The sequence below is a fragment of the Gardnerella sp. c10Ua_31 genome, from assembly GCF_055700915.1.
On the sequence record NZ_JANUYG010000003.1, the window covers coordinates 65,332 to 92,290 of the forward strand.

General features: G+C 41.3%; 20 protein-coding genes and 1 tRNA gene. 15 read left to right on the forward strand and 6 right to left on the reverse strand.

The window, feature by feature from the left end:
• Nucleotides 1-53 precede the first annotated feature (53 nt).
• Nucleotides 54-2,720, reverse strand: coding sequence for a DNA gyrase/topoisomerase IV subunit A (locus NYP55_RS05385; RefSeq protein ID WP_004132123.1), 2,667 nt, complete (start codon nt 2,718-2,720; stop codon nt 54-56).
• Nucleotides 2,721-2,924: 204 nt separating this feature from the next.
• Between NYP55_RS05385 and NYP55_RS05390 the strand changes: the two genes are divergently transcribed.
• On the forward strand, nt 2,925-4,142 hold the full coding sequence (locus NYP55_RS05390; RefSeq protein ID WP_248901277.1) for an alkaline phosphatase family protein: 1,218 nt from the start codon (nt 2,925-2,927) through the stop codon (nt 4,140-4,142).
• Between the two features lie 20 nt (nt 4,143-4,162).
• On the opposite strand, the gene sepH is transcribed toward NYP55_RS05390, so the two are convergent.
• Nucleotides 4,163-5,518 (reverse strand): septation protein SepH, encoded by a 1,356-nt coding sequence (gene sepH, locus NYP55_RS05395; RefSeq protein WP_472781659.1) that lies wholly within the window; start codon nt 5,516-5,518, stop codon nt 4,163-4,165.
• 233 nt (nt 5,519-5,751) lie between these two features.
• Here sepH and NYP55_RS05400 point away from each other — a divergent pair, with 233 nt between their 5' ends.
• Genes NYP55_RS05400 through NYP55_RS05410 form a run of 3 tightly spaced genes read left to right on the forward strand, consistent with a single transcriptional unit; the run spans nt 5,752 to nt 8,884 of the window.
• On the forward strand, nt 5,752-6,045 hold the full coding sequence (locus tag NYP55_RS05400) for a DUF4193 domain-containing protein (RefSeq protein ID WP_004574584.1): 294 nt from the start codon (nt 5,752-5,754) through the stop codon (nt 6,043-6,045).
• Nucleotides 6,045-6,533, forward strand: coding sequence for a dUTP diphosphatase (gene dut, locus NYP55_RS05405; protein ID WP_472781660.1), 489 nt, complete (start codon nt 6,045-6,047; stop codon nt 6,531-6,533). The genes NYP55_RS05400 and dut overlap by 1 nt, the downstream gene beginning before the upstream one ends.
• Before the next feature lie 11 nt (nt 6,534-6,544).
• On the forward strand, nt 6,545-8,884 hold the full coding sequence (locus tag NYP55_RS05410; protein WP_101896551.1) for a RelA/SpoT family protein: 2,340 nt from the start codon (nt 6,545-6,547) through the stop codon (nt 8,882-8,884).
• Nucleotides 8,885-9,018: 134 nt separating this feature from the next.
• Here NYP55_RS05410 and NYP55_RS05415 read toward each other — a convergent pair whose 3' ends face one another.
• The 4 genes from NYP55_RS05415 to NYP55_RS05430 all read right to left on the reverse strand — a co-directional run bounded on the left by NYP55_RS05415 (nt 9,019) and on the right by NYP55_RS05430 (nt 12,066).
• Complete coding sequence (locus tag NYP55_RS05415; RefSeq protein ID WP_016635598.1) at nt 9,019-9,558, reverse strand: peptidylprolyl isomerase; 540 nt, start codon at nt 9,556-9,558, stop codon at nt 9,019-9,021.
• 52 nt (nt 9,559-9,610) lie between these two features.
• On the reverse strand, nt 9,611-10,291 hold the full coding sequence (locus NYP55_RS05420; RefSeq protein ID WP_016831446.1) for a methionine ABC transporter permease: 681 nt from the start codon (nt 10,289-10,291) through the stop codon (nt 9,611-9,613).
• A gap of 1 nt (nt 10,292) precedes the next feature.
• Nucleotides 10,293-11,093, reverse strand: coding sequence for a methionine ABC transporter ATP-binding protein (locus tag NYP55_RS05425; protein ID WP_101896553.1), 801 nt, complete (start codon nt 11,091-11,093; stop codon nt 10,293-10,295).
• Nucleotides 11,094-11,217: 124 nt separating this feature from the next.
• Nucleotides 11,218-12,066 carry a MetQ/NlpA family ABC transporter substrate-binding protein gene (locus NYP55_RS05430; RefSeq protein ID WP_016784798.1) on the reverse strand — a complete coding sequence of 283 codons (849 nt, stop codon included), beginning with the start codon at nt 12,064-12,066 and terminating at the stop codon, nt 11,218-11,220.
• 313 nt (nt 12,067-12,379) lie between these two features.
• Here NYP55_RS05430 and NYP55_RS05435 point away from each other — a divergent pair, with 313 nt between their 5' ends.
• The 11 genes from NYP55_RS05435 (at nt 12,380) to NYP55_RS05485 (ending at nt 26,906) form a co-directional block, all read left to right on the forward strand.
• Nucleotides 12,380-14,092 carry an NAD+ synthase gene (locus NYP55_RS05435; RefSeq protein WP_421782309.1) on the forward strand — a complete coding sequence of 571 codons (1,713 nt, stop codon included), beginning with the start codon at nt 12,380-12,382 and terminating at the stop codon, nt 14,090-14,092.
• 249 nt (nt 14,093-14,341) lie between these two features.
• Complete coding sequence (pflB, locus tag NYP55_RS05440; RefSeq protein WP_472781661.1) at nt 14,342-16,717, forward strand: formate C-acetyltransferase; 2,376 nt, start codon at nt 14,342-14,344, stop codon at nt 16,715-16,717.
• A gap of 109 nt (nt 16,718-16,826) precedes the next feature.
• Nucleotides 16,827-17,708: a pyruvate formate-lyase-activating protein gene (gene pflA / locus NYP55_RS05445; protein ID WP_016831444.1), complete on the forward strand. Its 882-nt coding sequence runs from the start codon at nt 16,827-16,829 to the stop codon at nt 17,706-17,708.
• Nucleotides 17,709-17,832: 124 nt separating this feature from the next.
• On the forward strand, nt 17,833-18,204 hold the full coding sequence (locus NYP55_RS05450; RefSeq protein ID WP_248899094.1) for a hypothetical protein: 372 nt from the start codon (nt 17,833-17,835) through the stop codon (nt 18,202-18,204).
• A 216-nt stretch (nt 18,205-18,420) separates the two neighbouring features.
• Nucleotides 18,421-19,785: an HRDC domain-containing protein gene (locus NYP55_RS05455; protein WP_421779179.1), complete on the forward strand. Its 1,365-nt coding sequence runs from the start codon at nt 18,421-18,423 to the stop codon at nt 19,783-19,785.
• Between the two features lie 51 nt (nt 19,786-19,836).
• Nucleotides 19,837-21,195, forward strand: a complete 1,359-nt coding sequence (gene tig / locus NYP55_RS05460) for a trigger factor (RefSeq protein WP_421781432.1) — start codon at nt 19,837-19,839, stop codon at nt 21,193-21,195.
• Nucleotides 21,196-21,345: 150 nt separating this feature from the next.
• Nucleotides 21,346-22,836 (forward strand): chloride channel protein, encoded by a 1,491-nt coding sequence (locus tag NYP55_RS05465; RefSeq protein WP_472781662.1) that lies wholly within the window; start codon nt 21,346-21,348, stop codon nt 22,834-22,836.
• Nucleotides 22,837-22,871: 35 nt separating this feature from the next.
• Nucleotides 22,872-23,483, forward strand: coding sequence for an ATP-dependent Clp protease proteolytic subunit (locus tag NYP55_RS05470; protein WP_032813113.1), 612 nt, complete (start codon nt 22,872-22,874; stop codon nt 23,481-23,483).
• Between the two features lie 5 nt (nt 23,484-23,488).
• Complete coding sequence (locus NYP55_RS05475) at nt 23,489-24,157, forward strand: ATP-dependent Clp protease proteolytic subunit (RefSeq protein ID WP_016831437.1); 669 nt, start codon at nt 23,489-23,491, stop codon at nt 24,155-24,157.
• A gap of 147 nt (nt 24,158-24,304) precedes the next feature.
• A tRNA-Arg gene (locus NYP55_RS05480) sits at nt 24,305-24,378 on the forward strand.
• 89 nt (nt 24,379-24,467) lie between these two features.
• Entirely contained in the window at nt 24,468-26,906 is a 2,439-nt protein-coding gene (locus tag NYP55_RS05485; RefSeq protein ID WP_472781663.1) for an SHIRT domain-containing protein, read from the forward strand.
• The last annotated feature ends 53 nt before the right edge of the window (nt 26,907-26,959 follow it).

Consider the following 26,959-nt stretch of genomic DNA (forward strand, 5'->3'; position numbering starts at 1 on the left):
AACTTTAGCATACATCGAAACAATTGCATAAATGGTGTAATTACACAACGTAACTAACCAATATGCGCAATAGGGGAGACTAGCTCGGTTCCCGAAGCATCCCTTCGCATATCTGGCTTAGGTAGCTCTACATTTGCTCCACGTTGTGTAGTCGCGTAAAGCGGATAGTTTCCAACGTATGCATGCAAAAGTGTATTTTGCCCCTTAAGGAATCGCTGCGATCGCACGCCTCCCGTGCCGCGACCCTTTGTAGGGTACATTTCTAGCGGTGTAATCTTTGCTGCTCCGTTTTCTGTTCCAGCAAGCGCGTCGCTGTCTCCAGCAAGAGTGAACACTACGCTTCCAGAAGCAGAAAATAGTCCGTTTTGCCCTTCTTCGTAGTTCCACTCAACGTCATTTTTAGAAACTACAGCAAAAGCAGAAACAACGCATCCTTCGTTAAGCCTAATTCCTGCCATTCCAGCAGAGCTTCGCCCTTGTGCGCGCACTTGCTTTGCGTCGAATGTAAGTAGGGAAGAGTCGCTGCTTATAAACACAATCCTGTCTTCGTCTTTTGCAAGAGCTGCTCCGATTACTGAATCATTATCTTTTAAGTCAATAATGCTCCAGGAATCCATTGTTGTTGGCGATTCAAAATTCCATCGTTTTACAACGCCATTCTTTGTTCCGATTGCAAGAGGAGTTTTAGAATCATCGCTTAGTGCAATAGCAGCTACGACTTTTTCTCCTCTAATCGGGTCTGTGCTTTGAGTAGAAGTTAGCAATTCGTTTGCGTTAACGCCATTAGAAATCGATTCTAAAACGTCTTCGTTACCTTGATTTAAGTGTGGTAAATCTGCAACATGCGCTATTACTAATCGCCCTGCGGATGTTATTAAAGCGTAGTTTGCGCGCGTTGTTGTTTCAAACACGCTTAAGCATGGAGTATCAAAAACATTTGAAGAATGTGATTTCCATCTATTAAATGTTTCAACGCTTGTTCTTGCTATAAGCCCAGATGTGCTCAAAGCTACAGCGCATGGATCGTCGCTTAATTGCAAAGCTATTGCAGACGCATCGCTGCTTCCAGACTTTTTGGCAGCCAGTGCAGCTGCTGCTACATCTGCTTGAGTGCTTGTAATCTTATTCGCTGCAATAACTGCGTCCATTGCTAAATCATTGTTTGCAACTTTAGTGTTTTTAGTGCAAACAGGCGTAAAACTGCCGTCTTCTTGCTCGTCTAAAAGAATCGTTCTGCGAGGAGTATCCCACTGTTTTACAGCGTAATCCATCTCTGCAATCACAACTTTGTCTAACTGATTTGCAGAGCTCAGAATCTCGTTAAGCTCATCTATTTTTTGCAATAAGTCGTTTTTTTCGCCTTCTAGCTCGATTCGACTCATTTTTGTAAGTCTTCTAAGCCTTAAGTCAAGAATGTATTGCGCTTGAATCTCGTCTAAATCAAATACGCTAATAAGCTTTGATTTAGCGGTTTCTGCATCTTCGGAAGACCTAATTACTTGAATTACTTCGTCAATGTCTAGCATTGCAAGAAGCAAGCCTTCTACAAGATGCAATCTTTCTTTGGCTTTGTTTAGTCTAAATTCGCTGCGCCTTCTAATAACGGTTCTTCTGTGCGAAATCCACACGTCTAGAAGCTCTCGAAGTCCCATTGTGTGAGGTCTTCCATCAACTAGTGCAACGTTGTTAATTGTAAAGCTTTCTTGCAGCGGAGTGTGCTTAAAAAGTTGCGCAAGAACAGCGTTTGGGTCGAATCCTGTTTTTATTTCGATTACGATTCGCGTTCCATTGTGCCTATCTGTTAAGTCGATTGCTCCAGATATTCCGTCTAGTTTGCGCGCTTTTATACCTTGAGATATGCGTTCGAGCACGCGCTCTGGGCCAACCATAAATGGCAATTCTGTAACAATAATCGCTTTTTTGCGTGCTGTAACGTTTTCAATATGCGTTTTTGATCTAGTTGTAAAAGCGCCTCTTCCAGTTTCGTATGCTTCGCGGATTCCGCTGCGCCCAATAATTATGCCGCCGCCCGGCCAGTCTGGTCCTGGAACTATTTGCATTAAATCGTCTAGAGTTGCATTTGGGTGCTTCATAACGTATTTCGCTGCAGCTACAACTTCTCCAAGATTGTGAGTAGCCATGTTTGTAGCCATTCCAACTGCGATTCCAGAAGCTCCGTTTACAAGCAAGTTTGGTATAGCAGCAGGCAAAACCGTTGGCTCTTTTAGCTTATTGTCGTAGTTTGGCGCAAAGTCAACAGTATCTTCGTTTATGTCTGCATTCATTCCAAGCGCTGCTGGAGCTAGTCGTGCTTCTGTGTACCTGGATGCTGCAGGGCCGTCGTCTAAGGAACCAAAGTTTCCATGACCGTCAACCAATGGGAGTCTAAGAGAAAACGGCTGAGCCAAGCGCACCATTGCTTCGTAAATCGCGGAATCTCCATGCGGATGCAGCTTTCCCATAACTTCGCCCACAACGCGAGCAGACTTCATATAAGCGTGCTCTGGCGTAAGATTCATGTTTCCCATTTGGTACACGATTCTGCGCTGTACGGGCTTCATTCCGTCTCTTGCGTCTGGCAATGCGCGTGCGTAAATCACAGAGTATGCGTATTCCAGAAAAGATTTGCTCATCTCTTCGTTAAGCGGCGTTTCAACAATATTCTCTTTAACCTTTCTAGGGTCGAAGGCTGCTTTTGTTGACTTGCTGCGTGAAGGCATAATTTTGAACTCCTTGAAGTGACTTACAAGCCTTTATAATACCAATTTATATGCACAAATGTTTATTAAATGCTTATTTTCTTGCCATTTTAGTGGTGATTTTTCTTGCGATTTTTCTTGCGTTCTTTCTTGTAATTTGAATCTAACTTTAGCGCTAACTCGAATTTAACTTTAATGTAGTCTTTTTTAACTACAATGTAGCTTATGACTATTGAGATTCCACAATTGGATGACTTGTTGAAGTTTGTTGAAAGTAGCAAAATCCGTGACGCATACAATAATCCTAAATTTGCTCTTCATCTATCTTCGATTCTTCCAGCTCTTAGTGCTTCTATTGGATCGCCAATTTGCACACAAATCCATAAAAATCCTGATTCTTTGCGAGATTTGTTTGGGTTTCCTAAAGTAAAAAGTGCTGTTGTTGTGCTTGTGGATGGTCTTGGATATTGGAATCTTGCTATTAGAAAAGGTCATGCTCCATATTTGCGTGCTCTTCTTAACAACAGTGCAAATCAGCGCCCTATAACAACTTGCGTTCCTAGCACTACGGTTGCAGCAATGGCCACTTTTGGCACTGGAACTTGCCCTGGCCTTACTGCAATGACAGGATACACTCAAAAAAATCCTAAAACTGGCGCATTATCTCAATTAATCCAATTTAGGGATGCTCCAAATCCATTAGATTTGCAGCGCCAGCCTACAATATTCGAGTCTCTTTCTAGCTTGGGTGTTAGAGCGAATCATGTAAGTCTTTCAAAATTTGAGGATTCTCCTTTAACTCAAGCAGCTTTTAGAGGAGCTAAATTTATAAGCGGAACAACTGCTAGAGCGAGAATTATGAACGCTGCAAACAGCACTAAAACGCCTGGTTTAACGTATTTGTATCTTAGGGATATTGACAAAATCGGGCATAATTATGGTTGGGAATCCGAGAATTGGGTTTCTATTTTTGAGCAGATAGACGCACAATTAAATCTTTTAAGAAAAAATTGTCAAAAAGGAACTCTAATCGTTATTACGGCAGATCATGGAATGATTGAGTCAAATCCAGATTTGAAAATAGATATTGCAAAAGATAGTCGTCTTACTAAAGGAGTTAAGCTTGTTGGGGGAGAGCCTAGGTCTGTTATGCTTTATGCGCAAGACGGCGAAAATCCAGAAGATATTGCGTTAAGGTGGACTAATGTTTTGCAAGATAAAGCGCGTGTTAGAACTAAAGAGCAAGCTGTTAAAGATGGCGTTTTTGGAGAAGTCAGCTCGCTTGCGATAAGCGTTATTGGAGATGTTCTTGTTCAAGCAAAGTCATCTGTAACAATCGTTGATTCTAGAATCGAAACAGAAAAAGCCATGAACTTGCCGAGTGTTCATGGCTCTATGAGCGCAATGGAAATGGATATTCCGTGCTTAGTTGATATAGCTTAATTTACGCTAAATCATCCTTATCATCCTTCGCCAAAAAGAATCTCATCCCAGCTAGGAACAGCTGCACGGCTGCTCTTTTTGGCTTTAGAATGTTCGTTTGCGCGCGCTTTAGCAGACTTTGGCGTTTGCGCAGACTTTGGCGTTTCTATCGAAACAGTTTTGTCTGCTTGAATGTGATTATCTTTTTTATTTTCTTGATTTGCTTGTTTTTCTTCTTCGTTGCGCGATTCACTATTAGAGCTATAGCTAGAGTTATTGCTAAAAAGCGCATTTGCATTGTTGCTAGCTTTGTTCAAATCGGAATTGGACGAGTTTGCTATATTCGATGCGATTTGTACGGCATTTATACTGTTAGATACAGCATTTGCATCCACTTGGTTCTCGCTATTTGCAACTAAAGTACTTAGATTATTGTTTTGTTCGTAGTTTTGCAAAGAATCTAAAGAATTTGCATTATTTTGGTCTAGTGATTTACTCGCATTATTCGCATTGTATTGTTCTTGTGCGTTTTGTGCGTTTGCGTTTTGTGCGTTTTGGTCTTGCTCGTTATTTGCATTTTGCGCTTGCATTGTAACATTTGCAACATTTGCAAGGTTCTCACTATTCCTTGATTCCCATTGAGAAACAGCGCGCTCTATTCTTGCAGAACGAATTGAGTTTCCTGGAAGATCTTCGTTTGCAAACGGGAAGCTAATGCTTACAGTGTCTCTATAAGTTCCACCAAATTGTGACTTTTTAGAAGAATCATTATTCATAACTTCTTCGCCAAGCAATAACCTTGCAGAAGGATTTGCGCAAGCAACGGAGTTGTCGTGCATGTTCCAAGTCCACTCGGCTTTTATTGTGCGAGTAGCGGTATTGAATTCTGCTGTTATAAGCCATGGTTCAAGTCCGCGTCTTGTAGCACGCCACTTTACTGTTTCCATTCCAATATGCGCTTTTGCAAGAGTGCGTTCAATCAAATCCGAAAGAGTTCGCATATTGCTTTGCTTAGGCGCTGGAACAGTCAAGAATTGCTCAATAGCATATTGCTTTTCGGTTTCTACTCCGCTTGAGAATCGTCTAACTTGAGATTCGCTTACGTTGTATCGCTTTGCAACATGTTCTGGTTCTAATCCAGCTCGTATTAAAGCTTGAATTTGAGATATAGGCAGTGTTGCTGTAGTTGCGCTTGGAGAATCGTCCGACTTGCCAGTCGAATTAACTGTATTTTGATTACGTCCATCAACATTTGTTAGTTTTTTCGACTCGGCGATTGCGCGCTCCAGCGTGTCGTCAACATGAATTTTTAACGGCGTGTTTTCAAAAATAAAAATTAAATCGCCATTATTATCCACATGATCGAAACTCGCCTCTTTTGGCGGATTTTCAAGCATTGCGCACCACTTTCCTCGCTTTTAACGATACTTATAACATACTTTAGTCCATAGTATGCCTTCTTTGCCATTTTCTATTAATAAAAAAGCGAGTATTCTATGCGGGGTAGCTTTCATGTATGCTATGCGCGTAGGTAGATTTAGACTAATTGCTATAAATAGTGCTAATCGCTATAAGTAAAGTAGAAAAGTAGTTTTAAGCAATAAGTAATCTTAAAAACGAAAGGACCATAATGGCACAGGATTATGATTCTCCTCGTAGTAAAGACGAAGACGAGGAGTCGTTGGAAGCATTGAGCAAAGGCTCTCAAAGTTCCGCAAACGATATAGACGATGACGAAAACGCTATTGCAGAAGATTACGAGTTGCCAGGCGCAGATCTTAGCAACGAAGATGCATCTGTTACAGTAATACCAATGCAAGGTGATGAGTTCATTTGCTCCGAGTGCTTCCTTGTAAAGCACAGAAGTCAGCTCGCTCAAATGTCTCAAGACGGTCAACCGATTTGTAAGGAGTGCGCAGCTTAATGGCTTACGATGATACCTATACGGGCCCAGAGCAGGTGGAAGTTCTTATTAAATATTTGAACGATGGAACAGATAGCCAGGCTGCAATGGAGCATCTTTCTTACGCTCATGCGGGAGATGCTGGAGCGGATTTGCGAACTACGCAAGACGTTACCTTGCGTCCGTTTGAGCGTGCTCTAGTGCCGACTGGCGTTGCAATCGCCTTGCCTGCTGGATATGTGGCTTTGGTTCATCCGCGTTCTGGTTTAGCTGTAAAACAGGGTGTTACTGTTCTTAATGCTCCAGGAACGATTGATGCTGGGTATCGTGGAGAGATTAAGGTTCCACTAATCAATATGGATTCAGAAAATACTGTGCAGTTTAATCGTGGAGATCGCATAGCTCAGCTTGTTATTCAACGCTATGTTGAAGCTAGATTTGTTGAAGCAAGTCAGCTTCCAGGCTCCGATAGATCCACTAAAGGATTTGGCTCTACTGGCGTGCAATGAGGTGACATTCAATGGGAGAATCTCAAGAAGATATTAAAGGCGCTAATATGCTCGGGTGTGAAATTAGCGAAGATATGCGAGACCCATTGCGTCCTATATTGCAAATGTGCAAGTGGCATCATCCCGATGAAAACATGGATATTTTGCATAAGGCGTATAAAAGAGCCGTAAAGCAGCATACTGGTCAAAGGCGTAAATCGGGAGAGCCGTACATTATTCACCCTCTTGCTGTAGCTCAAATTTTAGCTGATCTTGGAATGGGACCTATTGTAGTTGCTGCAGGATTATTGCACGACACTGTAGAAGACACAGATTACACGCTAGAAGAATGCAGAGCAGACTTTGGAGACACGGTTGCTGGCCTTGTAGATGGCGTTACAAAAATATCCAATATGGAGTACGGCGAAAGCGCTCAAGCAGAAACAATCCGCAAAATGGTTGTTGCAATGAGCCGAGATGTGCGAGTATTGGTAGTAAAACTTGCAGATCGATTACATAATGCGCGTACGTGGAGGTACGTTAAGGCGTCTAGCTCGCATAAAAAAGCTCGAGAAACTCTAGATGTTTACGCTCCTCTTGCAAATCGACTCGGCATGAATGCCATTAAAACGGAGCTTGAGGAGCTAAGCTTTAAGGTTTTATACCCTAAGATTTACAACGAAATCGTAGTATTAGTTGCTAGAAGAGCTGGTCAGCGAGAAGTCTACTTACGTCAAATCCTAGAAGAAATCAACGAAGATTTAAGTGCGCAACATGTAAAAGCTTCTGTTAAAGGGCGACCAAAAGATTACTTCTCAATTTACCAAAAGATGATTGTTCGCGGTCACGATTTTGAAAATATCTACGACCTTGTAGGCGTGAGAATAATCGTTGATTCTATTCGAGACTGTTATGCGGCTCTTGGCGCAGTTCACGCGCGTTGGAGCCCTGTTCCAGGCAGATTTAAGGACTACATTGCTACTCCTAAGCTAAATATGTATCAAAGCTTGCATACTACTGTTGTAGGCCCTGGTGGAAAGCCTGTTGAGATTCAAATTCGCACATGGGATATGCATAGGCGTGCTGAGTTTGGTATTGCTGCTCACTGGAAGTACAAGGCAAACGGCCAAGCTGGGCGAGCTTTAAGTAAGCCAGATAAGGGTGATGTTAAGCGCGAGCAAGAAGAGAACAAAGAGCTTAGCGAATTAGATAACTTAAAGTGGATTCAGCAGCTTGCAGATTGGACCAGCGAAACGCCAGATTCCGACGAATTTCTAGGATCCTTAAAGCAAGATCTTGGAGCTTCAGAAGTCTACGTGTTTACTCCAAAGGGGAGTATTGTTGCTCTTCCGCAAGATGCAACGCCAGTTGACTTTGCTTATTCTGTGCATACAGAAGTTGGACACAGAATGATGGGCGCTCGCGTAAATGGAAAGCTTGTTCCGCTAGATACAAAGCTTAACAACGGAGACACTGTAGAAGTTCTTACGTCTAAGTCCGATACTGCTGGCCCTTCGCGTGATTGGCTTAGTTTTGTAAAAAGCCCTAGAGCTAGAAATAAGATTAGGCAATGGTTTAGCAAGGAACGCCGTTCGGAGGCCATTGAAGAGGGTAAAGACGAGCTTACGCGCGCTATGCGTAAACGTAACTTGCCTTTGTCTACTTTGCTTACTCCGCAAGCGTTAATAGGCGTTGCAGAAGAGCTTAATATTACTGCTAATGTAGAAGCCGTTTATGCTGCGATTGGCGAAGGTCAGGTTTCTACACAAAATGTTATTTCTCGTCTTGTTAAAGATGCGGGAAGCGAAGAAGTAGCAGAAGAAGCGCAAGAAGAGGCACTTCCGCTTAGAAGAGCAGAGCGTAATCGCAAGTCTAACGGCGTTCTTGGCGTTTCTGTAAAGGGTGTTGGAGACGTTTGGGTTAAGCTTGCGCGCTGTTGCATGCCTGTTCCAGGAGATAATATTGTTGGCTTTATAACAAGAAATCAGGGTGTTTCTGTTCATAGAACAGATTGCCAAAATATGATTGATTTGCAAAAGTCGCAATCGGAACGTGTTATTCCTGTTCAATGGACAAGCGACAAAGGTTTGTTCCTTGTTAAAGTTCAAGTAGAAGCTTTGGATCGTCAGCATTTGCTTTCGGATGTTACTAGAGTTCTTTCGGATCATGGTGTAAATATTCTTTCGGGAACGATTGCTACTGGAGACGATCGCGTTGCTACAAGCCAATTTACGTTTGAAATGGCGGATCCTCAGCATTTGAATACTCTTCTTGCTGCGATTCGTAAGATTGATGGCGTTTTTGACGTTTATAGAATTACGGGTGCAAAAGATAGTGCGGAACCGCGACTTAGAAGAATGGAACGCGATTAAACTGCGATTAAACAGTAACTAAATCGTAGCTGAATCGTAGCTAAACAATAAAACTTCCAGTCAAATAATGCTTTGGCTGGAAGTTTTATTATTGCAATTTTTATACTATTTTTGCTTTATTTTAACTAATGTTTTTACTTAATAACATCAATAGATATAATTCCAACTGGCTCTAGTGGAGCATCGGACCTATCTGTTGGAACAGATTCAAGCTTATCTACAACAGCTTTAGACTCATCGTCCACAACTTCTCCAAAAATCGTGTGATGACCATCAAGCCAAGGAGTTGGAACAGTTGTTATAAAGAATTGAGATCCATTCGTGCCATGCAAGCGGCCATCGCGTCCGCGTTGCTTTCCAGCATTTGCCATTGCGAGCAAATATGGCTTATCGAACTTTAGAGATGGGTCAATCTCGTCGTCAAATTCGTAGCCAGGACCGCCCATTCCGTTTCCAAGAGGGCATCCGCCTTGAATCATAAAATCTTTAATAATACGGTGGAAAGTTAAGCCATTGTAGAAAGGCTCATTAGACTTTTCGCCGCTAAAAGGATCAGTCCACTCTTTTTCGCCAGTTGCCAAGTCAACGAAATTTTTTACTGTAATAGGCGCTTTATCGTCAAAAAGATTAATCTTTATATCGCCTTCAGACGTATGCATATTAATAAGTGTCATATTGCGATTCTCCCATACATTAAAGACTGTTCACTGTTTATTTTGATTAATATTAGCGCTCGTGATGGTTGATTTTGTTGGATATTAAATCTCCAATGCTTTGCACTAATTGCACAAGCAAAATGCACAAAATTACTGCTGCGCTCATAACGTCGTATTGATAACGCTGATATCCGTAGCGAATCGCAATATCTCCAAGTCCTCCTGCGCCAACTGTTCCAGCCATTGCTGAGAATCCAAAAAGCGTAATAAACGTTAATGCTGCTCCGCGAATTAGCGAAGGTAAACTTTCAAAAAGCAATACTTTGAACACGATTTGTGTGTTGCTTGCTCCAAAACTTTGAGCAGCTTCTATAAGACTTCCGTCAACTTCTGCCAAAGATTGCTCAACAATTCGCGCTACGAATGGCGCAGCTGTTATAACAAGCGGAACAATTGCTCCTGGAACACCTAAAGATGTTCCAACAATAAGCCTTGTAAGTGGGATTATAGCAACAAGCAAAATTATAAACGGAATAGATCTCACAACGTTTACAATGCTTCCTAAAACAGTGTTAAGCAGCGCGTTTTTGCAAATTCCTTGCTTTGCGCTTGTTATAAGAAGAACTCCTATTGGAAGTCCTATTACGTATGCAAATAATGTAGATATTGAAGTCATAACAATTGTGTCTTTTGTGCCTTCAATAATTAGTTCTCCATATTCGTCTATAAATTGTGAAATATTTTCTGGCATTCTATTTCACCTCGCTGTTTTCGTTGCTGTTGCTGATGTTTTTGCTGTTATCTCTATGATTTTCAACATTTTCGTTTGCAATAAGTGTTTTTAGAATATTGCTTTGCGGATTCTTGAAAAGCGTTGAAGTATCGCCGATTTCTACGATTTTTCCACTATCAATCATTGCAACTCTATCGCAAATATTGCGTGCAACTGCAAGAGAGTGAGTAATAATAACCAATGTAACGTTAAGATCTCGGTTGATTCTTCTAAGCAAATCAAGTATTTGCGCAGTAGTTGTTGAATCCAATGCGCTTGTAGCTTCATCACAAAGCATAATCGAAGGATTGTTAGCAAGCGCTCGCGCAATAGCAACACGTTGCTGCTGGCCGCCAGAAAGCTGAATAGGGTAGCGGTTTGCTAAATCTTTTAAGCCAACTAAGTCAAGCAAATATTTTGCTCGTTCTTCTCGTTCGTTTTTATTCGTGTGGTTTAGTTCCAAAGGAAAAGTCACATTTTGCAATACAGTTCGCTGCTGAAAAAGACTAAAGTTTTGGAAAATCATGCCAATATTTGACCTGATATTAGATAAATCGCGATTTTTAGCATCTGTAATATCTTTTCCGTCTATTACAACTTTTCCGCTAGTAGGTCTTTCTAGAAGGTTTATGCATCTAACTAGCGAAGATTTTCCAGCTCCCGAAGAACCTAAAATTCCAAAGACTTCTCCCGATTCAATAGTCAAATTAATGTCTTTAAGCGCTTCGTGTTTAGTTTTGCCGCTTGAATAAGTCTTATAAAGATGTTCAATCTGAATCATTTTTCCACCGATTGTAGAACGAATTGTAAAACGAATTATAAAACAAATATGAGGCACGTGCCTCTAGTTTTTTTAGAGGCACATGTCTCTTTTTTTTTATTTGCGATTAAACGCTGTAATCACGTTAAAACACTGGAAGAACAGCGCCGTTGTAGTTTTTCTTTATAAAATCACGAACTTCATCTGTTTTTAACGCTTTTACAAGAGCCTTGATTTTAGCAAGTTTTTCGGAGCCCTTCTTAACAGCAATAATGTTTTCGTATGTCTTAGCGGCTACGCCTCCAACTTTTTCGCTTGTAAGAGGATCTTTAGTTGGGTTAAATCCAGCTTGAATAGCGTAGTTTCCGTTTAGAGCAGCTAAATCAACGTCTTTAACGACTGTTGGAACCAAAGAGGCGTCTATTTCCTTAAACTTTAGATTCTTTGGATTAGAAACAATATCCTTCTTGGTTGAGTTAACATCCTTTGGATTCTTTAGCTTAAGAAGACCTGCGTCTTGCAAAAGAAGAAGTGCGCGAGCTTCGTTGGTTGGATCGCTAGGAACAGCAACTGTTGCACCATCTTTTAAGTCCTTAATTGTTTTAGTCTTTCCTGGGTAAAGTCCAAATGGCTCAAAGTGGATTCCAGCAATAGAAATAATATGCGTTCCTCTTTCTTTATTAAAGTTATCTAAGTATGGCAAATGCTGATGGTAGTTTGCGTCTGCTTCGCCTTCTTCTACAGCAGTATTTGGCTGAACGTAATCAGTAAATTCCTTAACAACCAACTTATAGCCTTGCTTTTGCAAAATCGGCTTAACTACTTTATTCAAAATATCGCTGTGAGGAGTTGGGGAAGCTGCAACCTTAATCACCTTATCGTCTTTAGTTGCTCCATTTGCAGAAGATCCGCATGCGCTTAGCGAAAGACCCAAAATCGCAGTTAGTGCTGTAAAAGCTGCAATAATCTTTGTGTTCTTCTTTGTGATTTTCATGTTTTTCCCCTTGTCTTTTAATGTTTTTGTTCGTTGATTATTTTGTTTCTTAGCAACGGAATATCAATATATGCGATTTTGCAGCCTCTTCGCTACCTATTTTCTATTTGTATAATTTATGACGAGTTAGTAATACTAATAAAATCAATAAGATAATCAACAATTATTTTTTGCATTTAGGACTTGATTTTTTGTTTTTTGCTTGTTTTTTACGATTGGCGTTTTGCGATTGTTCTATTTGCAAAGCTAAAACGTTTTTATTGCAATATGACTTATGCAATGCGGCTTATGCAACATGGCTTATAATAAAAACATGACTTCTTTGCGTTTAGCTTTAGCTCAAATTGACACTTGCGTTGGAAATATAAGCAAAAATACGGATGAAATATTGCGATTTTGCAAAGACGCAAGTAGTGGTAACGCCGATATTGTTGTGTTTCCAGAAATGACACTAACTGGGTATCCAATCGAAGACCTTGCTTTGCGTGCAACATTTAGAAAAGCAGCTAGTGACGCTGCTTATAGTCTTGCAAAAAGCTTAAAAGATAGCGGATTAGGTGATTTACACGTTGTTGTTGGAACGGTTGGTGTAGACGATGAGTTAGGTAAGCCAAGAAATCGCTTGCTTGTTATTAACAACGGAAAAGTGGCACTTGTTTACGACAAACATTTTTTGCCAAATTATGGCGTTTTTGACGAATTTAGAATTTTCTCTTCTGGAAACGATTGCGGAATTCTAAACGTTAAAGGCGCAAAATTAGGATTTGCGATTTGCGAAGATATTTGGCAAGATGGCGGCCCAGTTGCGCGTCTTTCTAAAGAGGGTATTGATGTTCTAGTAACAATCAACGGTTCTCCATACGAAGAAGGCAAAACGGATATTCGATTAAAACTGGCTCAAAAGCGTGCAAAAGAGGTTGATGCTCCGCTTGTTTATGTAAATCAAGTTGGTGCTCAAGACGATCTTGTTTTTGATGGCGGCAGCTTTGTAGTAAATGCAGACGGGTCTTTGATTGAGCGTTCTAAGATGTTTGATCAAGACTTAAGTTTTGTTGATTTTAATACAGATTTAGATGTGCAAAAGTGCTCGACGATTGCTCAAAAATTAGACCCAGACGAAGAAGTTTATTGCGCATGCGTTTTAGGACTTAGAGATTACATGCGTAAAAATGGCTTTAAGGGAGTTTGCTTAGGACTTTCTGGCGGAATCGACTCTGCGCTAGTTGCAACTATGGCGGCGGATGCTTGCGGAGGGCAAAACGTTTGGGGAATTTCAATGCCAAGCATGTATTCTTCGCTTGGTTCTAAAGACGATGCTTGCGATTTAGCTAAGCGCCTTGGAGCACATTACGATATTCAGCCTATTGAGCCGCTTTTTAAGTCATTCCAAAATCAGCTTGATTTGCAAGGTGTTGCTGCAGAAAATTTGCAAGCGCGAGTTAGAGGCGTGATTGTTATGGCGTACTCTAATTCAAAAGGTTTGCTGGCTTTAGCTACTGGCAATAAGTCGGAGCTTGCATGTGGTTATTCTACGATTTATGGAGATGCGGTAGGTGGGTATGCTCCTATTAAAGATTTGTTTAAGACTCGCGTTTGGGCGCTTTCTAGATGGCGTAATCGCGCTGCTAAAAATGGCGTAGGTCTTGGAATGTTGCCTATTGCTGGCAGTGAAGATTTTTCTAAAGAAAATAATCCTAAAGAAAATGCTCCAAAAGATGGCATTCTTATACCTGTAAACTCTATTGTTAAGCCTCCAAGTGCCGAGCTTAGGCCAGGGCAAAAGGACTCGGATTCTTTGCCAGAATACGATTTGCTAGACAAAGTGTTAGAGGCTCATATCGAGCTTGCTCACGGCAGGGCGGATTTGCTTGCAGACGGTTTTGATGAGCGCACAGTTGATACAGTTATTCGGCTTGTAGACCGCGCAGAATGGAAGCGTAGGCAGTATCCGTTAGGGCCAAAAGTTAGTGCGATTGCGTTTGGCAGAGATAGGCGAATTCCAGTAACAACGGCGTTTAGGGAATAGGCGGAGGCTGGGAACGGATTGGTGAAGCTTGGGAAAAGTCGCAAGCAACCGCCCGTTCGCTACGCGTTGTATATGTGCTAGTTTGAGGATTCAAACTAGCATTTTTATTAAAAATAAGCTAAAAAACAGTAAAATGTGAGGTAACTCACGTTAAAAATGTCAAAAATCGACGTGTACTGTTTAAACATTGCTCTAACATAGTAGAGAAGGCGACGTGAAGAAGCGTCGTGGATACGAAAGGAGTCAAATATGGCATCAGTGGATGCATCCGTTCTCAGCGAAGAGGATCTTCGTGCAAAAGCGTGGGATGGTTTTACAAGCGGCAATTGGGAAAAAGATATTGACGTTCGTGACTTTATCCTAAAGAATTACACCCCATACGAGGGTGATGAGACGTTCTTGGCAGACGCTACCGAAAAAACGAAGCATATGTGGAAGTACCTCGACGACAACTACTTGGCTGTCGAGCGTGAGCGCCGCGTATACGACGTTGAAACACATATTCCAGCAGGAATTGACGCAATGCCAGCAGGCTACATTGAAAGCCCAGAAGTAGATAACGTAATCGTAGGTCTTCAAACCGACGAACCTTGCAAGCGCGCTATGATGCCAAACGGCGGTTGGCGAATGGTTGAGCAGGCCATTAAGGAAGCTGGCAAGGAAGTAGATCCAGAAATCAAGAAGATTTTCACCGTTTATCGCAAGACTCATAACGATGGCGTGTTTGGTGTTTACACCGAGAATATTAAGATTGCTCGCCACAACAAGATTTTGACTGGTTTGCCAGACGCTTATGGCCGTGGCCGTATTATTGGTGATTATCGTCGCGTGGCTCTTTACGGCGTAAACATGCTTATTGAGTTCAAGAAGCGAGATAAGGATTCTATTCCATACCGCAACGACTTTACTGAGACCGAGATTGAGCATTGGATTCGCTTCCGCGAAGAGCACGATGAGCAAATCAAGGCTTTGAAGCAGCTTATTAACTTGGGTAATGAGTATGGCTTGGATTTGAGCCGCCCAGCTCAAACCGCTAAGGAAGCTGTTCAGTGGACTTACATGGGCTATCTTGCTTCTGTTAAGAGCCAGGATGGCGCTGCAATGAGCTTCGGCCGTGTTTCCGCATTCTTCGATTGCTACTTTGAGCGCGATTTGAAGGCTGGATTAATCAACGAAACCGATGCTCAGGAAATCATTGATGCATTGGTTATGAAGCTTCGTATTGTACGCTTCTTGCGCACTAAGGATTACGACGCAATCTTCTCTGGAGATCCATACTGGGCAACTTGGTCCGATGCAGGCTTCAGCGATGATGGTCGCACCTTTGTTACTAAGACTTCGTTCCGTTTGCTCAACACTTTGACTCTTGAGCATCTTGGGCCAGGTCCAGAGCCAAACATCACTATTTTCTGGGATCCAAAGCTTCCAGAAGCCTACAAGCGTTTCTGCGCACGAATCTCTATCGACACTTCTGCAATTCAGTACGAGTCCGATAAAGATATTCGTGAGCACTGGGGCGATGACGCTGCTATTGCTTGCTGCGTTTCCCCAATGCGCGTTGGTAAGCAAATGCAGTTCTTCGCTGCACGCGTTAACTCCGCAAAGGCTTTGCTCTACGCGATTAACGGTGGCCGCGATGAGATGACTGGCATGCAGGTTATTGATAAGGGCGTTATTGACCCAATCAAGCCAGAAGCTGATGGAACTCTTGACTACGAGAAGGTTAAGGCCAACTACGAGAAGGCTTTGGAATGGCTTTCCGAAACCTACATTGAGGCTTTGAACATAATCCACTACATGCACGATAAGTACGCATACGAGTCCATTGAGATGGCTTTGCACGATAGGGAAGTCTATCGTACACTCGGTTGCGGTATGTCTGGCTTGTCTATTGCTGCAGATTCCTTGGCTGCTCTAAAGTATGCAAAGGTTTACCCAATCTACAACAAGGATGCTAAGACTACTGAAGGCCACGAGTACGAGTACATCGAAGGCGCAGACGACGACTTAATCGTTGGTTACAAGACGGTTGGCGAGTTCCCAATCTACGGTAACGATGATGATCGTGCTGATGACTTGGCAAAGTGGGTTGTAAGCACTGTTATGGGTCAGGTAAAGCGTTTGCCTGTATACCGTAATGCTGTTCCAACTCAGTCCATCTTGACTATTACTTCTAACGTTGAGTACGGCAAGAACACTGGTTCCTTCCCATCTGGCCACAAGAAGGGCACTCCTTACGCTCCAGGTGCAAACCCAGAAAATGGTATGGATTCTCACGGCATGCTTCCATCCATGTTCTCTGTTGGCAAGATTGACTATGACGATGCTCTCGATGGTATCTCGTTGACTAACACCATTACTCCAGATGGTTTGGGTAGAGACGAAGACGAGCGTATTAACAACCTTGTTGGTATTTTGGACGCTGGCAACGGCCACGGCTTGTACCACGCAAACATCAATGTTTTGCGTAAGGAACAGCTTGAAGACGCTGTTGAGCATCCAGAAAAGTACCCACATCTTACGGTTCGTGTTTCTGGCTACGCAGTGAACTTTGTAAAGCTCACTAAGGAGCAGCAGCTCGACGTTATTTCTCGTACATTCCACCAGGGTTCAGTTACTGACTGATTCTGATTGATTGCGAATGCCGCCGGGGGTGAGCAGGTTTTGCTCCTGGCGGCTTTTCAAATAAAATAGACTTAAAAGGTATACCAAAGACGGTTATAGGGGGCATATGATGGCTGAAAACACAGCATTTCGCACTACGACTCAGCACATGTTAAAGGAGTCAAAAGAGTATGCCCGACAAACTTTAATGGGTGGTCTTTCTGGTTTTGAATCTCCAATTGGATTAGACAGAAAAGACCGCTTAGTTGCTCTTAAAACTGGCGATATTGGGTTTGTGCATTCTTGGGATATCAATACTTCTGTTGATGGCCCTGGCACTCGCATGACAGTGTTTATGAGTGGCTGCCCGCTTCGTTGTCAATATTGCCAAAATCCTGATACTTGGAAAATGCGCGACGGCAAGCCAGTCTACTTAGATGCAATGATTAAAAAAGTAGACCGTTATCAAAGTCTTTTTAAGGCAACAGGCGGCGGAATCACATTTTCTGGCGGCGAGTCCATGATGCAACCAGCTTTTGTATCTAGGGTTTTTCGTGCAGCAAAAGAGATGGGCGTGCATACTTGCTTAGATACTTCGGGCTTTTTGAATCGCAATTATACGGACGAAATGATTGACGACATTGATCTTTGCTTGCTAGATGTTAAATCTGGTATTGAAGAAACGTATAAAAAAGTAACTGGCGGCTTGCTTCAGCCAACTATTGACTTTGGTCAGCGATTGGCGAAGGCTGGTAAGAAGATTTGGGTGCGTTTTGTGCTCGTTCCAGGTCTTACAGACAGCGAAGAAAATGTTGAAAAAGTTGCTGAGATTTGCGATTCATTTGGTGATGCTGTTGAGCATATTGACGTGCTTGGATTCCATCAACTAGGCCGCCCAAAGTGGCATGAGCTTAGGATTCCATACCCTCTTGAGAATCAAAAAGGACCTTCTAGGGCGCTTAAAGAGCGAGTTGTAAACCAGTTCAAAGACCACGGTTTTGTTGTGTACTAGACTGCGTTTAGATTGCATCAAAAATGTAACTGTAATTTAGACAATTTTTGCGTATTGTATTGTTTTTTTTTTAAAGGATTTTGTATAATTATACAAATAACCTTTTTTAGAGAAAGGATACGCAATGAAGCGCAGAATAGGTTGTTGGATTGCATTAGCTTTCGCATTAGCGTTAGCTATTTTTGCACGGTGTAACGATCAGTTTGGCTTTGGCACAGCAATTATTATTTTAATTGTTTTGCCGATAATCTTGCTGCCGGTAAATATCGTTGCAGCTTTCGATGAGAAACTTCTTATCGAAGTGCCGATAATATCTATTGCTATAACTATTGCTACAGAACTTGCCACTTTCCCAATAAGAGATTTAGGTTTACATGCTCTCTACGTTATCCCAACAGTTTTAGTTTCGGCAGTCGCATTTACTCTTACTAGATTCCTTAAAACTAGGCTTGTTAAGCACATAAATGGAGAAATAGTAAACAATAAAGCAGATTGATTATTTGATTGATTGCTTATTTTTGATTAGTCGTAGTTGTGTGCGAAAGTTGAAGCCGTGTTAAAAGATGCATAATCTATAACACGGCTTAAATATATCTTGCGCAATGTTCTATAGAATGTTTTACGGATATTTTGCAAAATAATATTCAAGCATTACAAAGTAAGATGCAAAAAGCGTAAGACTTTGACTAAAGCGTACAATCGGGAGGCGTTCTTGAATAAGGAACCAAAGCTTTTAAAAGAGCCTAGAGAAGGAGTTCCAGAAGTTATTGATACGCTTGAATCATATAAAGAATATTGTAATTTGTTGGCAGCAGGGTCGGGGCCTTTGGCTGCAGACGCAGAGCGCGCATCTGGTTTTAGATATGGTCACGAAGATTGGCTGATTCAGTTCAAACGCAAAGGTGCAGGAATTGGATTGCTGGACCCAATAGCTTTAGGAAAACTTGGCGTTGATTGGCATGAATTTAATGAGGCAGTAGGGGATGCGCCTTGGATTATTCACGATTCTATGCAAGATTTGCCAGGATTTTTCGATATTGGTTTGCGCCCGCGTGCTTTATTTGATACAGAAATCGCAGCTAAATTGCTTGGTAGAAAGCGCTTTGGATTAAGCTCTGTAACTGAATATTATTTGGGATTGACTCTTGCAAAAGAACATTCTGCAGCGGATTGGTCATATAGACCTCTTCCTAGAGATTGGCGAAATTATGCTGCTTTAGACGTTGAATTGCTAATCGAATTAGAAGAAGTAATGAGCGGCGAGTTAAAAAAGCAAGGCAAGCTTTTATGGGCAAATCAAGAGTTTGCACACTTATTAAGTAAAGGTGCTCAAAAGAAGGCTCCTCACCCAAATCCTTGGCTTAGAATATCTCATATAAGCGTTCTTATGCACGATAAAATCGGCTTAATGATTGCAAAAGAGCTTTGGCAAAAGCGAGATGAGCTTGCTTGTCAATACGATATTGCGCCAACTCTATTGCTTTCGGATGCTGCGATTATTGAAGCAGGAAAGCGAAAACCAAGTAATTCTAGGGAGTTTCGCTCAATTCGCATTCTTAATGAACGCGTTAGGATTCACACGGGCAGCGAGCAAGACAAGATGTTTGAACGTTATGCTCCGATTCAGCGCAAAATCAAGCCAAATGTGTGGAAAGTTGTTATAGAAGACGCGATTAGTCGCGCTAAAAGTGGGGAAGTTGCTATTGTTTCTAAGCTTGATGATTCAAGTAGTAAATATGGCAATTACTGCGATTCTAGCGATTCTGCGGATGCTGGCGATTCTGCTGATTCTAGCGACGCACAAGAATCGCAAGCAGCTCCACGATCTATGAAGTATTGGCGTGATCATCATCCCAAAAGATATGAGCGCTTACAAAATGTAAAGCAGTCTTTAATCAAGATTGCAGAAGATACGCATACGCCTACGGAAATCATTATTAAACCGCAAATTATTCGCAATCTTTGTTGGCAAGATAATATTGAGCATATTGATGTTAAGGAGTTTCTTGTAGAGCAGGGTGCAAGAACGTGGCAAAGCGATTTAATTGCTGAGTCCGTAACTCGCGCTATTATGTAACGGTTGTGCCATATGGCAGAAGCTAGAAAACGTAATTTCAGGAGCGCAAGCGTGAAAATCAGCGTCAGGAATCTTGAGCCAACTAAGGTTAAGCTCACCATTACCGCAGATCTCGAAGATTTTGAGCCATTTATGGATCAGGCTCGTAAAGAGATCGCAAAGCAAATCAACGTGCCAGGTTTCCGTAAGGGACACGTACCAGGCAAGATTGTAGATCAGCGAGTTGGCTTCGGAGCTGTTGCCGGTGAAGCTGTAAATTCTGCTGTTCCAGAGCTTTATTCTAAGGCTTTGGAAGAAAAGAAGATTCGCCCAATGGATCAGCCAGAATTTGATGTTCAGGAAGTTCCAGAATCTGCTAAGGATGAACTTAAGCTTAAGTTTGTTGCAACTGTTGAGCGTCGCCCAGAGTTCAAGCTTAACAAGTTTAAGGGTGTAGAAATCGAAGTAGAGAAGCCAGAAGTTAAAGACAGCGATGTTGAGGCTCGTCTTGAGGCTTTGCGCGCACGTTTTGGCACTCTTGTTGGTGTTGATCGCCCAGCTAAGAAGGGTGATTTTGCTAACATTGATTTGGAAGCTAAGATTAACGACGAAGTTGCCGATTCTCAAAATGGCGTAAGCTACGAGCTTGGTTCCAACACCATGCTTGATGGTTTGGATGAGGCTTTGGAAGGTCTTTCCGCTGGCGAAGAAACCACTTTTGAAGGTACTCTCGAAGCTGGAAAGAACCAGGGCAAGAAGGCTCAGGTTAAGGTAAAGGTCAACTCCGTTAAGGCTCAAGAATTGCCAAAGCTTGACGATGAGTTTGCTAAGGAAGCATCTGAGTTCGACACTTTGAAGGAACTTAAGGAAGACGTTCGTAAGTCTTTGGAGCAGGCAAATGAAGGCCGTCAGGCAACTCTTGCTCGCGATGCCTTTATTGCTAAGATTCAGGAAGAAGTTGAAATTCCTGTACCAAAGGGTGTTAAAGATAAGGCTGTTGCAGAGCACCTTAAGGGCATGACTCCAGACCCAGAAAAGGCCACTAAGAAGCAAAAGGAAGAGGCTGAAAAGGCTGCAGAAAAGGAGCTTCGTGACCAAATGGTTCTCGACGCTTTGGCAGAAAGCCTCGATGTTTCTGTTTCTCAAGCAGACGTTACCAACTTCTTGGTTTCTGTTGCTCAGCAGTACGGAATGGATCCAAGCCAGTTTATTAACGCTATTGTTCGCAATGGTCAGCTTGGTTCTGCTGTTCAAGAGGTTGCTCGCTCTAAGGGCTTGCTTGCTGGTATGCGCGCTGTAAAGTTCGTTGCTGGCGGAGAAGCTCTTGATTTGAGTGCTTTCTTGTCGGAAGATGAAGAGCCAGAAGATGAAAGCGTTAAGGCTGCTTCTGCTGCTGCAGCTGTTGCCGATGAGCTTTCTGCTGAAAAGTAGTTAGAGTCTTCTAAATTAGAATCTTCTAATAATCTTGTTATTTAAGGCCTAGTAGAGTATAACTCTGCTGGGTCTTACTTATATTTAATTAAATAATTACTATATAGAATTACGATTATTATAGGAAAATATTAAGAATTGCGAGACATTATGGATAGTAGTGCTAAAACTAAGCATGAATCTTGTTGCAGATTTGGCAAATTCGGTAAATCTTGCAAGTTATTTAGTTTTGCAATTCGAGTAGTGCGTTTTGTTACGTCTTCTGTTGTTCTTGGCGTTCTTGTTGGCCTAGGAGCAACAGTTCTTACGCTTATTTTTTACGCTGTACAATACCTTGCTTTTGGCTCAATTGAATCTGCTAAAAATACTGTATTTTTAGGGCTTCCTTGGTATCGATATGTGCTACCTGGCACAATTGCTATGACTATTGCTGCACTGGCTTGGTATTTTTTGCGAAAGAAGGAGAATCCTCCTCGAATCGTTACTATTCCACAAGCCGTTAGTGGCAGTAGAATGCCAATTTTTTCTACTATTGCACATGTTTTATTGCAAATCGGCATTGTTGGCTCTGGAATTTCAATCGGAAGGGAAGTAGCTCCTAGAGAATTAGCTGCAATGATTGCTCAGCGTTGCAGCAGTATTTTTAATGTGTCTGTTAAAACTCAGCGTATACTAGTTGCATCTGCTGCAGGTGCTGGCTTGGCTGCAGTGTACCACGCGCCTTTAGCTGGCACCGTGCTTTCTTTAGGTTTGCTTAGTAAAACTCAAGGTTTTGGTTTTTATGCGTGGCTAAATCGCGAAAATGGCTCTGTAATAGTTAATGCACTTAAAAATATTGCGCGCTCGGAGCGTTTGCATTGCTTGCCTTTTGCTCTTGTTATGAATTATGTTGCTGCGTTTGTTGTTGAATTTTTATTGCATCATTCTAGATACTACAATATTTCGCAATTTTCTTGCGCGATTTCTTGGCAAATTTGCGTTTTAACTGTTGTTGTTGGTGCAGTGTGCGGATTAGTTGGTTACGTTTTTCGCTTGGGTATTATTTGGTGTAGAACTCATGCTTTGCGCGGAATGCAAATGCTGTGTTTTATGCCTGTAGCTGGCTTAGTTATTGGTGTTGCGGCTTGTTGGTTTCCGCATATTATGGGGAATGGTAGGTCGCTTTCTCAACTTGCGTTTTCTGTATCTAGCTTCCCGTATATGGCAGAAAACTCGCATATTGTTACTATTTTGTTGCTTCTTGCACTAATGAAAATGCTTATGACTGTGCTTGTTTTACGTTATGGTGCTTCTGGAGGCGTTTTGCAGCCAAGCATTTCAACTGGCGCTTGCTTTGGTGTGATTTTATACGCTATTTTTTCAACGTCTGGTTTTTTGCAAGTTTTTGACATTTCGCAAGTTTATGCAATTTCTGTATCTATTATTGGCGCTGCTTCTTTACTTGCGTCTTCTAGAAAAGCTCCGATTATGGCGTGGCTTTTAGTTGCGGAATTAGTAAACGCACCGTTTACATTACTTTGTCTTATGCTATTTGCGGTGATTGTGTCTAGTTGCGTATCTAATTGTGTATCTAATTGCGTGTCTAATTGCGTTAAGCGTTTTACTTCGCATTCTTGTTTTGCGGTCACGCGCACACGATAGTCTAGATATATTCAAAATGTTTGTAAGGAGATAAGGTGACTGATCTGTTTACGGCTTCTCCCGTTATGCAAGAAGGGGAGCCACAAAATCCAACGGATTCGATTTTTAATCAACTCTTAAAAGATCGTATTATTTGGCTTGGCTCTGAAGTCAAGGATGAAAATGCCAATATTATTTGCGCTCAGATGCTTATGCTAGCTGCGCAAGATCCTAAGAAAGATATTTGGCTTTATATTAATTCGCCAGGTGGTTCTATTACCGCTGGAATGGCTATTTACGACACTATGCAGCTTATTGAGCCAGATGTTGCTACGATTGCCGTTGGCATGGCTGCTTCTATGGGTCAGTTCTTGCTGAGTTCTGGCACGCCTGGTAAGCGTTTTATTACGTCTCACGCTCGCGTGCTAATGCACCAGCCTTCTGGCGGTGTTGGTGGCACTGCTACAGACGTGCGTATTAATGCTGAACTTATTATGGATATGAAGAAAACTCTCGCTGAGCTAACGGCTCAGCAGACTGGTCATACTGTTGAAGAGATTTACCGAGACAACGAGTATGATCATTGGTTTACTGCTCAGCAGGCTTTGGAGTATGGCTTTGTAGATAAGATTGTTACCACTCCAGCTTCTATGCGTGGGGAGGAGTGATTTTAATGGCAAGTGAAGAAGCAAAGTTTGTTGCTCGCGCTAAGCGTTTGGGCGGATTCGGTCAGACCAGTGGTGTGTTTACGAATCGTTATGTTTTGCCACAATTTGGTGAGCAAACTCCTTATGGTATGAAAACGCAAGATCCATACACTAAGCTTTTTGAAGACCGCATTATTTTTATGGGTGTTCAGGTTGACGATACTTCCGCTGATGACATTATGGCTCAGCTTTTGGTTCTAGAAAGCATGGATCCAAGCAGAGATGTAATGATGTACATTAACTCTCCTGGTGGTTCTATGACTGCCATGACGGCTATTTACGATACCATGCAGTACATTAAGCCAGATGTTCAAACGGTGTGCTTGGGTCAAGCTGCTTCGGCTGCTGCGATTTTACTTGCTGCTGGCGCTGCTGGTAAGCGCATGATTTTGCCAAATGCTCGCGTGCTTATTCATCAACCTGCTATGGGCCAGGATTTTGGCAAGGCTACAGAGATAGAGCTTCAAGCTAAAGAAATGTTGCGTTTGCGCGAATGGTTAGAGGCCACTCTTGCAAAGCACACTGGCCAAAGTGTTGAGCGCATTCGTAAAGATATTGAGGTAGACACTATTCTTACCGCTCCTCAAGCTAAAGAATACGGAATGGTAGACGAGGTTCTGGAGCATAGAGCTTAAGGATTTTATGTTTTAGATTCTTATGTTTTAGATGCAGACCCTGGCGCTGGCGACACGCCAGGGTTTGTATTTTTGTAAAGATGGTTGTATATTAGTCAAGTTGCCAAAAACAACGGAAAGTTAAAGTTCCAAGTTTTTGGAGAACATGCGCCAGTAGCCCAACGGATTAGAGCATCTGACTACGGATCAGAAGGTTGCAGGTTCGAATCCTGTCTGGCGCACAATACACGCGGTTTTTGCCGCGTTTTTTTTTATAATAGTTGTTATCAAAAGTGATTGATTAATTAATTGAAGAAAAGAGGCATAGCTTATGCAATCTGAGAAAGTTAATCGTTATAGTTTGCGTAAGTTCGGACAACATTTCGTTTCTGCTGTGGTGGCAGTTGTTGTGGTTGGAATTTTGTCCTCTGGAATGGCTCTATCTCAAGCGACACTTGCTCACGCTGACACGGTTGGTAAAGATAATGATTTAAGGAATGGCTCAGAAAGTAGCCGTACCGCAGGTTCTGCAAACAAAACTAATTTAACTAAAGATGAAGAAGGCTATTATGACCTTATGACTGAAAAAACTTCAGAAAATCTCTATCCAGAAGTTTTTTCAAATGAAGAATTGCAAAAAGCTGAAGCAGAAAAAGACGATAAAGTAAAAATTTATTTCACTCCAAAAGGAAAAGACTTTAACCCAAAAGGAAAAGATACCAAACAATTAACATTAATAGGATGGAGATTTGTAGATTGGTATCCACAAGATGGAACAGTTGATTACTTTATATTTTTACCAAAAAGAAATGTAGAGAGTGCAAGAGCACAAGTTGGATCGGTATGGCATGCTTATAATATTTTAGATAATGATAACAAAATAACTTTTAATGACGGAAAATACGACGCAACACCTTTTGAGCTTTCAGTAAATAAAAAAATTATTGGTAAAGATTTAAAAGAGGAAACTAAGTTTAAAGTAAATCCAAAGCAAACTCGTGCCTTTGTTAGAGTTAGCTATCAAGTAACTAAAAAAGACGATGCACTATCGCAAGTTTTTTATGTAAATAGATATGGAGAAGGAAATACTATATTTAAATTTTTTGTAACTTCTGTAGATGCAGATTTTCACTTTGTAGATGATAGTAGTTATAGAAAATTAACAAATCAAAAGCTATCTTCACCTCTAAAAGAAAGAAGTGAAAAAGATAAAAATTCTTTTTCTAATGAAGCTTTTAAAAAACTTGATCTAAAAGATATGCTTGACATTGTTAAAACAGATAAAGTTTTCTTTGGAAATAATCCAGTTTATAAAGCTAGATTGTCCACTCCTTTATTGTCATATGATGGTGATGAAAAAAGCTCAAGAAAAAGACCTACTTTAGATCAGCTGAAAGCAAAAACAATTCCAGGATATATTTACTGTGATAATGATATAGATAAGCCAAAAACAAAAGAATTTAAAAAAGATGACGCCACAACTAAAGAAAAGGGCAATCATTATTTAACTTATGGCTATGATAAAGATAGAAATATGTTGACTACAAAACATTATTATGTCACTTATCGCGCCATACCAACAGAAATTGTTGTTCGTCAATTTAAAGAAGATAAAAAAACTCCTTTAGATAATAGTTTTGATCTTTACCGTGTAGAAGATAATAAAGAGGTTTTAGTTAAATCTGCTATTAAACCTAATCATTCTCGTGCGAATGAAAAAGAAGATGCTATTAATTCTATAGAAGAAATGATGAAAAAAACTACAATAAACGATCAAGGCTATTACGAAACAAATAATCTTCTTTATTTAGAACCAGGTAATTATGTTTTGAAATCAAAAAATTTAGAAGAGCCATACTATAACGAAAAAGAAAATCAGGAATTTACAGTTGGTCTTTTAGATAGTAATGACAAAAAAACAAGAATAGTCGTAGACTTTAATGCTGGTTTAAAACATAAAGTAAACTATAATTTCAAATCAGAAGATGGCAAAAACTTACCAGATAAAGTCACAAACTTACTGCCAAAAGATGAAAATACATATAAAAAAGGCGAAAAAATAACTCCAGCTGACCCAACTCAAAAAGAAATAGCAGTAGACGGAGGGAAATGGACATTCATAGGATATGATACTGAAGAGCAAACAGTAGAAGATAAAGATTTAACATTCATAGGAACATGGAAATTTACTAGCATAAAACCTCTATCTACCCTAGACGAAGCACCTCAATTAGAAGTAGCTGACAAAGAAATAATGGTAGGAGAAGATTTAGATCTAAAAACACTAATAATAAAAGCAACAGATAAAGAAGACGGTGACTTAAAAGAAAAAGTAGAAATAGTAGATAAAGGTGGTTTTGACAATAACAAAGTCGGCACATATAAAATCACTTATAAAGTAGCAGATAGCAAAGGAGCAACTGCAACAAAACAAGCGACAGTAACAGTAAAAGAAAAAACAAAATCAAATCCAGAGCCGAAGCAAGAGCCGAAGCAAGAGCAGCAGCCTCAGCCAGTGACGCCAACTCCGCAGCAAGATCAGCAGCAAGAGCAGCAGCCTCAGTCGACTCCGCAGTCAGAGTGGCAGTCAAATCCACGACCAGAGCAGCAGCCGCAGTCACAGCCTCAGTCAAAGCAACAGCAAGAGACGCAGCCACAGCACAAAGCCACTTTACCACGGACAGGAACGACCGTTAGTAGCTTAGTGTTGATGGTAAGTGTATTAGTTGCGATGGGTGTTTTGCTTCAAGTAAGTAAACGAAAAGATTAATGTTTAATAATTGAACCCCTCTATCTGTGGATAGAGGGGTTATAGGCCGAAAG